The organism is Pseudomonas sp. BN102 (genome assembly GCF_029871245.1).
Taxonomy (GTDB): domain Bacteria; phylum Pseudomonadota; class Gammaproteobacteria; order Pseudomonadales; family Pseudomonadaceae; genus Metapseudomonas.
In genome coordinates this window covers 397624-411218 of record NZ_SSON01000077.1, presented here as the reverse complement: position 1 = coordinate 411218, position 13595 = coordinate 397624, and the positions used below count along the sequence as shown (strand labels likewise).

The 13595-nt window shown below is 65.3% G+C and carries 11 protein-coding genes; 4 read left to right on the top strand and 7 right to left on the bottom strand.

The genetic code is table 11. From position 1 onward, the window contains the following. Positions 1-110: 110 nt before the first annotated feature. The 7 genes from phaC to E8F12_RS25790 form a co-directional block, all read right to left on the bottom strand. Complete coding sequence (phaC, locus tag E8F12_RS25820) at positions 111-1793, bottom strand: class II poly(R)-hydroxyalkanoic acid synthase (protein WP_280328056.1); 1683 nt, start codon at positions 1791-1793, stop codon at positions 111-113. A gap of 276 nt (positions 1794-2069) precedes the next feature. Next, positions 2070-2444 carry a DUF971 domain-containing protein gene (locus E8F12_RS25815; RefSeq protein WP_280328054.1) on the bottom strand — a complete coding sequence of 125 codons (375 nt, stop codon included), beginning with the start codon at positions 2442-2444 and terminating at the stop codon, positions 2070-2072. A 58-nt stretch (positions 2445-2502) separates the two neighbouring features. Further along, entirely contained in the window at positions 2503-3840 is a 1338-nt protein-coding gene (hslU, locus tag E8F12_RS25810) for an HslU--HslV peptidase ATPase subunit (RefSeq protein WP_280328053.1), read from the bottom strand. Positions 3841-3870: 30 nt separating this feature from the next. Next, a complete protein-coding gene (hslV, locus tag E8F12_RS25805; protein ID WP_280288204.1) occupies positions 3871-4401 on the bottom strand; it encodes an ATP-dependent protease subunit HslV in 531 nt (176 codons plus the stop codon). 297 nt (positions 4402-4698) lie between these two features. Beyond that, on the bottom strand, positions 4699-5427 hold the full coding sequence (locus tag E8F12_RS25800) for an SPOR domain-containing protein (RefSeq protein ID WP_280328051.1): 729 nt from the start codon (positions 5425-5427) through the stop codon (positions 4699-4701). A 6-nt stretch (positions 5428-5433) separates the two neighbouring features. Beyond that, on the bottom strand, positions 5434-7173 hold the full coding sequence (gene argS / locus E8F12_RS25795) for an arginine--tRNA ligase (protein WP_280328049.1): 1740 nt from the start codon (positions 7171-7173) through the stop codon (positions 5434-5436). Between the two features lie 151 nt (positions 7174-7324). Continuing rightward, positions 7325-9532 (bottom strand): primosomal protein N', encoded by a 2208-nt coding sequence (locus E8F12_RS25790; protein ID WP_280328103.1) that lies wholly within the window; start codon positions 9530-9532, stop codon positions 7325-7327. Positions 9533-9726: 194 nt separating this feature from the next. Here E8F12_RS25790 and rpmE point away from each other — a divergent pair, with 194 nt between their 5' ends. From rpmE to E8F12_RS25770, 4 genes are all read left to right on the top strand, one after another. Beyond that, positions 9727-9939 (top strand): 50S ribosomal protein L31, encoded by a 213-nt coding sequence (gene rpmE, locus E8F12_RS25785; protein ID WP_003453200.1) that lies wholly within the window; start codon positions 9727-9729, stop codon positions 9937-9939. A 26-nt stretch (positions 9940-9965) separates the two neighbouring features. Then, a complete protein-coding gene (locus tag E8F12_RS25780; protein WP_280328047.1) occupies positions 9966-10766 on the top strand; it encodes a thermonuclease family protein in 801 nt (266 codons plus the stop codon). Beyond that, entirely contained in the window at positions 10763-12217 is a 1455-nt protein-coding gene (locus E8F12_RS25775) for a M48 family metalloprotease (RefSeq protein WP_280328046.1), read from the top strand. The genes E8F12_RS25780 and E8F12_RS25775 overlap by 4 nt, the downstream gene beginning before the upstream one ends. A gap of 99 nt (positions 12218-12316) precedes the next feature. Next, complete coding sequence (locus E8F12_RS25770; RefSeq protein ID WP_280328045.1) at positions 12317-13585, top strand: malic enzyme-like NAD(P)-binding protein; 1269 nt, start codon at positions 12317-12319, stop codon at positions 13583-13585. Positions 13586-13595: the final 10 nt, after the last annotated feature.

Below are 13595 nucleotides of genomic sequence, written 5' to 3'. Positions count from 1 at the left end.
GGCCTCCCCCGTGTCCGCCAGGCTGTGACTGGGCGTCGCCGCCGGCAGGTGCCGGCGGCGCGCAGGGCACATCCTGGTGCCATGGGCAGCGGTGCGCAGGGCGCAGGGTCTCATCGCTCGTGTACATAGGTACCGGGCGAGGCTTCACCGGCCGGGAAGGCCTTGTTGCCCAGAGTGAATCTGGCTTTCTTGGTCTCGCCCGAGCGTTCGCCTATCCATTTCTGCCAGTGCAGCCACCAGGAGTCGGCATGCTTGGTGGCGTTTTCCAGCCAGGCCTTGGGATCGGCCACCATCTCGCTGCTGGTGGAGAAGCGTGCCTTCGGGTTGCCCGGCGGATTGAGGATGCTCTGGATGTGGCCGCTGTTGGACAACACGAACTCGCACTTGCCACCCAGCAGGAGCGCCGAGCGGTAGCAGGCTTCCCAGGGGGTGATGTGGTCGGTGGTGCCGGCCAGGCAGAAGAAGTCGCAGGTGATCTGCTTCAGGTCGATGGGCGTACCGCAGACTTCCAGGGCGTTGGGACGGGTCAGGGCGTTCGTCTTGAACATCTCGACCAGTTCGCCGTGGAAGGCGGCCGGCAGGCGCGTGGTGTCGTTGTTCCAGTAGAGGATATCGAACGCCGGCGGCTCGTTGCCGAGCAGGTAATTGTTGACCCAGTAGTTCCAGATCAGGTCGTTGGGCCGCATCCAGGCGAAGACCTTGGCCATGTCCTTGCCTTCCAGCACGCCGGCCTGATACGAGCGGCGCTTGGCGGCTTCCAGGGTCTGCTCGTCGGCGAACAAGACGAACTGGGTATCCGCCAGGTTGAAGTCGAGCACGCTGACCATCTGGGTGAAGGCGTTGACCTTGTGCTCGCCAATGGCCTGGTAGTGGCCGAGCAGGGCGACCGTGGTGATGCCGCCGGAGCAGGCGCCGAGGATGTTGAGGTCCTTGCTGCCGGTGATCTTGAGGATCACGTCGATGGCTTCCTTCAGGGCATCGATGTAGGTGGACAGGCCCCACTCGCGTTGGGCCTTGGTCGGGTTGCGCCAGCTGACGATGAAGGTCTGCAGGCCGCTGCGCAGGCAGAAGCGCGCCAGGCTCTTCTCCGGCGACAGGTCGAAGACGTAGAACTTGTTGATCTGTGGCGGCACCACCAGCAGCGGGCGCTCGTGCACGCTCTCGGTGATTGGCTTGTACTGGATCAGCTCCAGCACGTCGTTGCGGAACACCACGGCGCCTTCGGTGGTGGCGAGGTTCTTGCCGACCTCGAAGGCGTCCATATTCACCTGGCTGGGCATGCCGCCGTTGTTCACCAGATCCTTGGCCAGGTGGGAGAGGCCGTCCAGCAGGCTCTTGCCGCCGGTCTCGAAGAAGCGCTTCACGGCAGCCGGGTTGGCCATGCTGTTGGTGGGCGCCATGGCTTCGGTCATCAGGTTGATGACGAAGTGCCCGCGGCTTGAGTCCTGCTCGTTGAGATTGCTCTGCTCAATCCAGCTATGCAGCTCCTTGCGCCAGGCCAGGTAGGTCTGCATGTAACGCTTGTACAGCGGGTTCTGGCTCCAGGCCGGGTCATTGAAGCGGCGGTCGTCGGATTCCGGTTGCAGGCCGGACTGGCCGAGCAGCACGTTCTTCAATTCCAGGCCGAAATGAGCGACGTGCTTGGCACTGTGAAAAGGTTGCTTGATGGCTTGCAACAGCACCATCCGCGCAGAAGACAGCAGGTCCTTGCCACGGATCCCTATCACCGGGTTGAGGCCCAGGGTGTTGTCCGAGGCTTGGCGCTGCAGGTCTTCGTTGTTCTTGTTGCTCATCTACGACGCTCCATTGTCCTGAGTCGAACAGCGCCCTGAAGGAGGCGGGCGCTGATTCGCTCGGGTTACCGGGAAGGCGAAGCGAACTTCGCGTATTTCACTGTATCTGGCGATGCCAAATGCATGGACCCTGCCAGAGTTTGGTTACCCGAGTTTTTCAATTTGCGCAAGCGGACCGCAGAGAGGTCGCCGCGGCGGGAGTATGTCGGGAGCTATTAGAAAATGCGCCCTAACCTTGGGCGGCAAGGGCTGGAATGGGGCGCGGCCTGCACCCCATCAGAGCATGAGCTTGACCACCGATTCGTCGGGGTCGCGGGAGCGGCCGGCGGCGGCGAGTTCCTGCAGGTAGTCGTTCCACAGCTCTTGCTGGCGGGTGGCGAGCTGGTAGAGGTAGTCCCAGGTGAACAGGCCGCTGTCGTGGCCATCGTCGAAGGTCAATTTCAGGGCATAGTTTCCGGCTGGTTCGAGCTTGCTCAGGCCGACGTTCAGCTTGCCGTACTGGAGGATCGGCTTGCCGTGGCCCTGGACTTCGGCCGAAGGGGAGTGCACGCGCAGGAACTCGGCACTCAGGGTGTAGCTTTCCTCCGGTCCGTACTTCAGGGTCAGGGTCCTGGAGGCCTTGTGCAGTTCGATACCGCTGGGAATTCGCATTTCGGGTTCTCCAAACACGGACAGCCGGCATCTGCCGGCTGTCTGTAGTGTGCGCCTGTCAGAGGATGTAGCGCGACAGGTCTTCGTCCTGGGCCAACTCGCCGAGGTGGCCATTGACATAGGCCGCATCGATGCGGATCGGCGTCTCGTCATGCTGCGCGGCGAGGTCGCCGGCGCTGAAGGAGACTTCTTCCAGCAGGCGTTCCAGCAGGGTGTGCAGGCGGCGGGCACCGATGTTTTCGGTCTTCTCGTTGACCTGCCAGGCGATCTCGGCCAGGCGCTTGATGCCATCCGGGGCGAACTCGATGTTCAGGCCTTCGACCTGCAGCAGCGCCGTGTACTGCTCGGTGAGCGAGGCGTGCGGCTCGGTGAGGATGCGCTCGAAGTCTTCTGGGGAGAGCGCCTTGAGCTCGACGCGGATCGGCAGACGGCCCTGCAACTCGGGGACCAGGTCGCTGGGCTTGGAAAGGTGGAAGGCGCCGGAGGCGATGAACAGGATGTGGTCGGTCTTGACCATGCCCAGCTTGGTGTTGACGGTGCAGCCTTCGATCAGCGGCAGCAGGTCGCGCTGCACGCCCTCGCGGGACACATCGGCGCCGCCGACGTTGCCGCGCTTGGCCACCTTGTCGATCTCGTCGATAAAGACGATGCCGTTCTGCTCCACCGCTTCCAGGGCGGCGGCCTTGAGATCTTCCTCGTTGACCAGGCGCGCGGCTTCCTCGTCGCGCACCAGCTTCATGGCTTCCTTGACCTTCAGCTTGCGACTCTTGCGCTTGCCCTTGCCGAGGTTGGAGAAGAGGTTCTGCAGCTGGTTGGTCATTTCCTCCATGCCGGGCGGAGCCATGATCTCCACGCCGGCCGGGGATTCGGCCACCTCGATGTCGATTTCCTTGTCGTCCAGCTGGCCTTCGCGCAGGCGCTTGCGGAACAGCTGGCGAGTGTTGGAGTCCTCGCGCGGCTGCTCGTCGCCAAAGCCGGTGCGGGCCGGGGGCAGCAAGGCGTCGAGGATGCGTTCCTCGGCGGCGTCCTCGGCGCGGTAGCGCACTTTGTGCATTTCCTGCTCGCGCATCATCTTCACTGCGGCATCGGCCAGGTCGCGGATGATCGACTCGACGTCGCGGCCGACATAGCCGACCTCGGTGAACTTGGTGGCTTCGACCTTGATGAAGGGCGCGTTGGCCAGCTTGGCCAGGCGACGGGCGATCTCGGTCTTGCCGACGCCGGTCGGGCCGATCATCAGGATGTTCTTCGGCGTTACCTCGGCGCGCAGTTCGAGCGGCAGCTGCATGCGCCGCCAGCGGTTGCGCAGAGCGATGGCGACGGCGCGCTTGGCGTCGTCCTGGCCAACGATGTGGCGGTTGAGTTCGTGGACGATTTCGCGGGGCGTCATGGACATGAAAGGGGGCTCCATTGCGGGACGGCTGCCTCACTCGGCGCTGTCCAGCTCCTCGATGGTCAGGTTCTGGTTGGTGAAGACACAAATGGAGCCGGCAATGTTCAATGCGGTCTCGGTGACTTCGCGGGCGGACAGTTCGGTGTGCTGCAGCAGCGCCATGGCGGCGGCCTGGGCGAAACCGCCGCCGGAGCCCATGGCGATCAGGCCCTGTTCGGGTTCGACCACGTCGCCGTTGCCGGTGATGATCAGCGAGGCGTCCTTGTTGGCCACGGCGAGCATGGCCTCCAGGCGGCTCAGGGAGCGGTCGGTACGCCAGTCCTTGGCCAGTTCGACGGCGGCCCGGACCAGGTGGCCCTGGTGTTTCTCCAGTTGGCCTTCGAAGCGCTCGAACAGGGTAAAGGCGTCGGCGGTGGCGCCGGCAAAACCTGCCAGGACCTGGCCGTGGTAGAGGCGGCGGACCTTGCGGGCGTTGCTCTTCATGACGGTGTTGCCGAGGGAAACCTGGCCGTCGCCGCCCATGACGACTTTGCCGTTGCGGCGGACTGAAACGATGGTGGTCAAGGGGAGAGTCTCCACGCAGCGGGGCGAAATGCCCGAATGGAAACTCAGATGGGGGGCCTTGCCCTACATTTCAACCGGGCAAGGACGATCGGCAGGCTGGTGAAAAACTATCTGCTTTGCCGCTGCGTCGTTAAAAACAGACTCAAAATGCTCATTTACTACTCGTAAACTCCGCTTTTTCGTCTGTTTGACTCGCTGACGCTCGCCCTTCGGGCCAGCCTTCGGCTGTTACTCCCGTTGGTCGTTGCGCCTCGCAGCGACTGCCTCTCCAACGTTTTTCAACCAGCTGCCGGCGGCTCAACGGCTCTGGCGCTGCTGTAACAGCAGGTTGCTGAAGCCGCTGCCGGCCAGCTGCTTCTGCGCCGAGGAGAGCTGCTCGCGATTGGCGAAGGGACCCACCAGCACGCGGTACCAGGTTTCTTCGCGGACGGTGCCGGACTCCACCTGGACGTTCTGCCCGAGCAGGATGATCTGCGCACGCACCTTGTCGGCGTCATCGCGCTTGCGGAAGGAGCCGGCCTGGAGGAAGAACTGGTTGGTGATCGGCGCCTTGGCCACCACCGGCGGCGGGGGCGGGGTCTCGCCATTGAGGGCGGCCTGCGCACGAGCGGCGTCGATCTTGGCGGCTTCCTCGGGGCTGACTGGCTTTTGCGCCGGCGGCTGGGCCGGGGTCTGCTTGGGCACGGCTTCGGGAGGCACTATGACCTCCGACTCCGGCAGCAGGGTGTAGAAGTCGTACTTCGGCTTCACCGGCTCCTGGGGCGGTGGCGTGGGCGTGGGCTTGGCCTGGGCCTTGCCGTTGCTGCCGGCGCCACTGCTGGTGCTGCTGGTGCCATTGCCGGCCGAGGCCTGCTCGGGCTTGGTCCGGCGTACTTCGTCGCGGCCGGGCTCCAACGTGTTCAGGAACATCACGAAGGCGCCTATGACCAGGCCCATGGCCAGCCAGACCCAACCGGGGACAGGTTTGCGTGCGGGGGCCTGGTAGCGGCTGGCGCCGCGCTTGGGTGCCGGTTTCTTCTTCGCCATAGTCCGTTACATGCGTTCCAGGGTTTGCAGGCCGAGCAGTTCCAGGCCTTGTTTGAGGGTGCGGCCGGTCAGCGCGGCGAGGCGCAGGCGGCTCTGCTGGGTGGCCGGGTCCTCGGCCGTGAGGATCGGGCAGTTCTCGTAGAAGCTGGAGAACAGGCCAGCCAGGTCATAGAGGTAGGCGCAGAGGATATGCGGCACGCCCTTCTCGGCGACATTGCCGAGGGTGTCGGCGAACTGCGCCAGCTTGGCCGCCAGGGCCTGTTCCTGGTCGGCGGCGAGGATGATCTGGCCGTCCACTTCGGAGAAATCCTTGCCCAACTTGCGGAACACGCTGGCCACGCGGGTGTAGGCGTAGAGCAGGTAGGGCGCGGTGTTGCCCTCGAAGCTCAGCATCAGTTCGAAGTTGAAGCTGTAGTCGCTGGTGCGGTGCTTGGACAGGTCGGCATATTTCACCGCACCGATGCCCACGGCCTGCGCGATGCGACGCAGCTCGACCTCGTCCAGCTCGGGGTTCTTCGCCTTGACCAGGTCGTAGGCGCGTTGCTCGGCCTCGTCCAGCAGGTCGATCAGCTTCACGGTGCCGCCGTCGCGGGTCTTGAAAGGGCGGCCATCGGCGCCGTTCATGGTGCCGAAGCCCATGTGCTCCATCTCGAAGGAGGCGGGCACGAAACCGGCCAGGCGGGCGGCGGCGAAGACCATCTGGAAGTGCAGGGCCTGGCGCTGGTCGACGAAGTAGAGGGCGCGGTCGGCCTTGAGGACGTTCGCCCGGTAGCGCGTGGCGGCCAGGTCGGTGGTGGCGTAGAGGTAGCCGCCTCCGGCCTTCTGCACGATCAGCGGCAGCGGATTGCCCTCGGCGTTCTTGAACTCGTCCATGAACACGCACAGGGCGCCGTCGCTTTCAGTGAGCAGGCCCTTGGCCTTGAGGTCGGCGACCACGTTCGCCAGGTCGTCGTTGTAGGCGCTCTCGCCCTTGACGTCGGCCATGGTGAGCTTCACCCCGAGGCGGTCGTAGACGGCCTGGCAGTGGCTCAGGGATATGTCGTTGAAACGGTGCCACAAACGCAGGCACTCGGCATCGCCGGCCTGCAGCTTGACCACCAGCTCACGGGCGCGGTCGGCGAATTCGGCGGATTCGTCGAAACGCTTCTTCGCCGCGCGGTAGAAGCTTTCCAGGTCGGCCAGCTCGGCATCGCTGCCCACCGGCTGTTCCTGCATGTAGGCCAGCAGCATGCCGAACTGGGTGCCCCAGTCGCCCACATGGTTCTGGCGGATCACGGTGTCGCCGAGGAACTCCAGCACGCGCGCCACGCCATCGCCGATGATGGTCGAGCGCAGGTGGCCGACGTGCATTTCCTTGGCCAGGTTCGGTGCCGACAGGTCGATGACCACTCGCTGCTGCGGGCCGTTCTTGCGCACGCCGAGGTGGTCGTCGGCCAGGGCGGCCTCCAGGCGCTGGGCCAGGGCCTGGCTGTTCTGGAAGAAGTTGAGGAAGCCGGGGCCGGCGATTTCCACCTTGGCCACCTGCTCGTCCTGGGGCAGGGCGTCGATGAGCTTCTCGGCCAGGTCGCGCGGCTTCATGCCGGCCGGCTTGGCCAACATCATGGCGATGTTGCTGGCGAAGTCGCCGTGGCTCTTGTCCTTGGTGTTCTCCACCTGGATGGCCGGGCTGAGGCCCTCGGGCAGCACGCCTTCACTGGCGAGACGGGTCAGGGCTTGCTGGATCAGCTGGCGAATCGTGTCTTTCATCTTCTGCTCTTCCGGCCGCCCCCGGGAGGGCTGGCGCTGGTTGAAAACTGTGCATTATCGGCGTCCTGCGGCCGCAGCTTCAAGTTTTAAGCGGCAAGCTGCAAGCGCCGTGTCGAGCTATCGGTCGGGTTGGCTGCGGATCGGTGTTCGTTCAGAACAGGTCGATGGGGTCGATATCCAGCGACCAGCGCACCGCGCGGCCGCCGGGCAGTTGCTCCAGGGCCTGGCTCCAGGGCGTCAGCAGGCGGTGCAGCGGCGCGCGGGCATTGGCCTGCAGCAACAACTGGGCGCGGAAACGGCCGGCTCGGCGTTCCATGGGCGCCGGCACCGGGCCCAGCAACTCGACGTTGTTCAGACCCAGGTCCGCCAATTGCTGTTCGGCTTCGACGCAGGCGCTGTCGAGGAAATCCTCCGCCTGGCCGGGCTTGTGCGCTTCGGCACGCAGCAGCGCGAGGTGGGCGAAGGGGGGGAGACCGGCGGCGCGGCGCTCGCTGAGCGCCTGCTCGGCAAAGGCGAAGTACCCCTGTTCGGTGAGTTGCACCAGCAGCGGGTGTTCGGCCAGGTGGGTCTGGATGATCACCCGGCCCGGCTCTTCGGCGCGGCCGGCGCGACCGGCGACCTGGACGATGAGCTGGGCCATGCGCTCGCTGGCGCGGAAGTCGGCGGAGAACAGGCCGCCGTCGGCGTCGAGGATGGCCACCAGGGTCACCCTTGGGAAATGGTGTCCCTTGGCGAGCATCTGGGTGCCGACCAGGATGCAAGGTTCGCCTCGCTGGATGGTGGCGAACAACTTGTCCATGGCGTCCTTGCGCGCGGTGCTGTCGCGGTCGATGCGCAAGACCTGAGTTTTTGGGAAGAGGATCGCCAGGCGCTCCTCGGCGCGCTCGGTACCGGCCCCGACGGGGCGCAGGTCGACCCGCCCGCAATCGGGGCAGCAGGCCGGCTGGCGCTGGGTATGGCCACAGTGGTGGCAGCGCAGCTCGTTGAAGCGCTGGTGCAGGGTCATGCGTGCGTCGCAGCGCGGGCACTGGCTGATCCAGCCGCAGTCATGGCACAGCAGGGTCGGCGCGAAGCCGCGGCGGTTGAGGAACACCAGCACCTGCTGGCCGGCGGCCAGGGTTTGGGCGATGGCCTGTTGCAGCGGCATGGAGATGCCGGAGTCCAGCGGCAGGCTCTTCACGTCCAGGCGCAGGAAGCGTGGTTGCTTGGCGCCGCCGGCACGCTGGGTCAGGCGCAGCAGGCCGTAGCGGCCAGCGTGGGCATTCTGCAGGCTTTCCAGGGACGGCGTGGCCGAGCCCAGCAGGATCGGGATGTTCTCCTGGCGGGCGCGCACCAGGGCCAGGTCGCGGGCGTGGTAGCGCAAGCCTTCCTGCTGCTTATAGGAAGCATCGTGTTCTTCGTCGATGATGATCAGCCCGGGGTTCTTCAGCGGGGTGAACAGTGCCGAACGGGTGCCGATGACGATGTCGGCCTCGCCGTCGCGGGCGGCCAGCCAGGCGTCCAGGCGCTCGCGATCGTTTACCGCCGAGTGCAGCAGAGCGATCCGCGCGTTGAAGCGCCGCGAGAAACGCTCCAGGGTCTGCGGGCCGAGGTTGATCTCGGGAATCAGCACCAGGGCCTGTTTGCCGGCCTCCAGGGTCTGGCGGATGAGCTGCAGGTAGACCTCGGTCTTGCCACTGCCGGTGACCCCGGCCAACAGCAGGGCATTGAAGCTGCCGAAGGAGGCGTGTACTGCATCGAAGGCGGCGCGCTGTTCCGGATTGAGCGGCAGTTCCGGCTGGGACAGCAAGGGTCCATGGCGTTCGCTGGAGGCGTGACGGCGCACTTCGACCCGCACCAGGCCTTTCTCCAGCAGCAGGTCGAGGCTGTCCTTGTTCAGCTGCAGCTGGCCGAGCAGCTGGTGCGCGACGCCGTGGGGATGCTGGGCGAGGGTGGCCAGGGCCTGGCGCTGACGCGGCGCGCGGGCCAGGCGCGGGTCGTCGAGGCTGGCGCCGGGAACGGCATGCCAGAAGCGCTCCTGCCGCGACTCCGCCGGTTCGCCCTGGCGCAACAGCACTGGCAGCGCCCAGCTCAGGGTGTCGCCCAGGCTGTGCTGGTAGTACTGCGCGGTCCACAGGCACAGCTTGAACAGCGAGGGCGGCAGGGGCGGGCGGCTGTCCAGCAGTTCCAGGGCGGGCTTGAGCTTGTCCGCCGGCACGTCGCTCCGTTCGGCCAGCTCCACCAGCACGCCGATGATCTCGCGACGGCCGAAGGGGACGCGCAGGCGCACTCCCGGCTGCAGGGCGGCACGCGGCATCCCGGCGGGCGCCCGATAGTCGAACAGACGGCGCAGGGGCGAGGGCAGGGCGAGGCGCAGGATGGGGGCGTTCGAAGTGGCGTCGGGCAAGCGGGCGGTCCTTTTCGAAGAGGCGCGATCTTAGCACGGCGCGGCACGACAGCCGGCGCGGCTGGCGGCTTGCAACGCCCCCTCACTCTGGTATCATCCGCCGCCTGTTTCCGTGCGGTGCTCGACATAGGGTCGGGTGGCGGCACGCCAGACCTGAGGATCATGCAATGAAACCGGAAATCCATCCCGAGTACGTCGCGATCGAAGCTACCTGCAGCTGCGGCAACGTCATCAAGACTCGCTCCACCCTCGGCAAGAACATCAGCCTCGACGTATGCTCCGAGTGCCACCCGTTCTACACCGGCAAGCAGAAAGTGCTGGACACCGGCGGCCGTATCGATCGCTTCAAGCAGCGTTTCGGCGTGTTCGGCGCCAAGTAAGGGCCCGAGCAGCCCGGGAAGGCCGAATGGCCAAGTCCCCGCTGACGAAAAAGGCGCCTCTAGCAGGCGCCTTTTTCTTTTTTCTGGTCCTGGGATTTCCTCTCCAGGCCGCCTGCCCGATCCCGGGCAAACTTCCTACCTATAAAGTCAGACAGGTCGTCGATGGCGACACCCTGCGGCTGGTCGATGGCCGAAGCGTTCGCCTGATCGGTCTGAACGCACCCGAGATTGCTCGGAAGGGGCGGCGGGCAGAACCCTATGCCGAGGCAGCCCGCAAGCGTCTGCAGGAGCTGGTGCAGGCCAGTCAGGGGAGGGTGGGGCTGCGCCTCGGACGTGAGCCGCAGGACCGCTATGGCCGTACCCTCGCGCATCTCTATGACGACCGTGGCCGCAATCTGGAGGAGCGCCTGCTCGCCGAGGGACTGGGCCTGCGCGTCGTCATTGCGCCGAATGCCGCGCTCAGCGAGTGCCACGCCGTCGCCGAGCGCGAAGCCAGGCGGGCCGGTCGTGGCCTGTGGCAGCGCGCGCCAGCGCGATCGCCCTGGCAGTTGCGGCAGTCCGGCTTCGCCTTGTTGCAGGGACGGGTGACCAGAGTCGAACGCAACCGCGGCGGGCTCTGGCTGCAATTGGATGGGCCCGTGGTACTGCGCATCGAGCCGAAGCGGCTGCGTCAGTTCGATAGCAAGTCCATACAGGGACTGGTGGGGCGTCGGGTGGAGGCGCGGGGCTGGGTAATTGACCGCGCGCGGGCGGGCGGCGTAAAAACTGGGAAGTCCCGCTGGATGCTTCCGCTCACTCATCACGCAATGCTCGAGGTGCTTCAATGAAATGGCCCGCGCTCAGTCTGGCGCTGCTGCTGGCTTCCTCCCTGTTGGCCGGTTGCGCGGTCAACCCGGCCACCGGGCGCACCAATTTCGTGATGATGAGCGAGCAGCAGGAGCTCGACCTGGGCCGCCGCTATAACCAGGAAATCGCCAAGGAAAATCCGCGCTACGCCGATGAAAAGCTCCAGGCCTATGTCCAGCAGGTGGGGCAACGGGTCGCCGTGCATAGCCATCGCAGCAACCTCACCTACCACTTCACGGTGGTCGACTCGCCGGACATCAATGCCTTCGCCCTGCCGGGCGGCTACATCTATATCCATCGCGGCCTTCTCGCCTATCTCAACTCTGAAGCCGAGCTGGCGGCGGTGCTGGCGCATGAGGTGGGGCATGTCACGGCACGTCACAGCGTGCAGCAGCAGAGCCAGTCCACTGCGTGGAACGTCCTCGGTCAGGCGGTCGCCATCGGCACCGGCGTCGGCGCCGCCAGCGACCTGACCAATGTGGTAGGTACCGCCTTCGTGCGCGGCTATGGCCGCGACATGGAGCTGGAGGCCGATGGCCTGGGCGCCCAGTACCTGGCGCGCAGTGGCTATGACCCGCAGGCGATGATCGAGGTGGTCAAGGTGCTGAAGAACCAGGAGGACTTCGCTCGCGACCAGGCCCGGCTCAAGGGGCAGCCGGCGCCGCCTTCCGGCTATCACGGCGTGTTCGATACCCACCCGGACAACGACACCCGCCTGCAGCAGGTGGTCGGACCGGCCAAGGCCCTTGCCGGCGGCAGCCAGGTGGTCAACCGCGAGGTCTTCCTCGAGCATCTGGCGGGACTGCCGTTCGGCGACTCGGCGGAAACCGGCGTGCGCCGTGGTCAGGATTTCTATCACGCGGGGCTCGATTTCACCCTGCACTTCCCGGAGGGCTGGGGCCTGGTCAACCGCCCCGATGCAGTGATCACCCACAGCGCCGACAAGATGGCCTTCATCGCCATGTCCATGGATGGGCGCAAGCCGAGCGCGGCCCCTGCGGACTACCTGAGGCAGAAGGCGGGCGGCCAGCGCCTGGCCGTGGAGGAGCCGCTGCAACAGGCCGGCCTGCAAGGCGCCACCGCCGTCCTTCCGGGTAACCCGGCGCGTCGCGTGGCGGTGATCTATAAGGACGATAAGGCTTATCTCTTCGTCGGCGCTATTCGCAACCGAGCGTCCCTGGAAACGCAGGATGGCAACTTCCTCGCGGTGATCAGGAGCTTCCGCCCGCTGAAGAAGGAAGAGCTGGCACTGGCCCAGCCACTGCGCCTGCACCTGACTCAGGTAAAGGCCGGGCAGAGCATCGCCAGCCTGGCCCGGGACAGCAAGTTGCCGGGGTCGAAAGCTGATGTGGAAAATCGTATTCGATTACTGAATAATTTGTATCCAATCGACGAGCCGAAGCCGGGGGATTGGCTTAAAGTCGTACGCTAGAGGGGTTGACGCGGGGTGACTGAACGGTCTTGTTAGCCCCCGACATCTTGCGTATGCTCGCCCGTCACGTCTGTCACAAGCAAAAGCGGAAATGCCAAAATGTCTGATCTGAAAACGGCCGCTCTCGAATACCATGCCCAACCCCGCCCCGGGAAACTCAGCGTCGAGCTGACCAAGCCGACCGCCACCGCACGTGATCTGTCGCTGGCCTACAGCCCGGGCGTCGCCGAGCCGGTACGCGAAATCGCGCGTGATCCCGAGTTGGCCTTCAAGTACACCGGCAAGGGTAATCTGGTAGCGGTAATTTCCGACGGCACGGCAATCCTCGGTCTGGGCAACCTCGGCCCGCTGGCCTCCAAGCCGGTGATGGAAGGCAAGGGTGTTCTCTTCAAGCGTTTCGCTGGTATCGACGTGTTCGACATCGAAGTGGACGCTGAGAGCCCGCAGGCCTTCATCGACACCGTCAAGCGCATCTCCATCACCTTCGGCGGCATCAACCTCGAAGACATCAAGGCGCCCGAGTGCTTCGAGATCGAGCGCACGCTGATCGAGCAGTGCGACATCCCGGTGTTCCACGATGACCAGCACGGCACCGCGATCGTGACTGCCGCCGGCATGCTCAACGCCCTGGAAATCGCCGGCAAGAGCCTGGGCGAAGCCAGGATCGTCTGCCTGGGCGCCGGCGCCGCCGCCATCTCCTGCATGAAGCTGCTGGTGAGCATGGGTGCCAAGGTCGAGAACATCTTCATGATCGACCGCAAGGGCGTGATCCATGCCGGCCGTGACGACCTGAACCAGTACAAGGCGGTATTCGCTCACGAGACCGACAAGCGCACCCTGTCCGAAGCCCTGGACGACGCTGACGTATTCGTTGGCCTGTCCGGCGCCAACCTGCTGAGCCCGGAAGACCTGAAGCGCATGGCGCCCAACCCCATCGTCTTCGCGTGCTCTAATCCGGACCCGGAAATCAAGCCGGAACTGGCTCACGAGACCCGCAACGACGTGATCATGGCCACCGGTCGCTCCGACTACCCGAACCAGGTCAACAACGTGCTGGGCTTCCCCTTCATCTTCCGTGGCGCGCTGGACGTGCGCGCCACCCGTATCAACGAAGAGATGAAGATCGCCGCCGCCAACGCCCTGCGCGAACTGGCCAAGCTGCCGGTGCCGAAGGATGTCTGCGACGCCTACGGTGTGGCTTCCCTGGAATTCGGTCGTGAGTACATCATTCCGAAGCCCATGGACAAGCGCCTGATCACCGTCGTGTCCGATGCCGTGGCCAAGGCCGCCATCGAGTCCGGCGTGGCGACCCTGCCCTATCCGAAGAACTACCCGCTGAACTCGGTGGATGACGTGTTCAACGGCTAAGTCGAGTCCC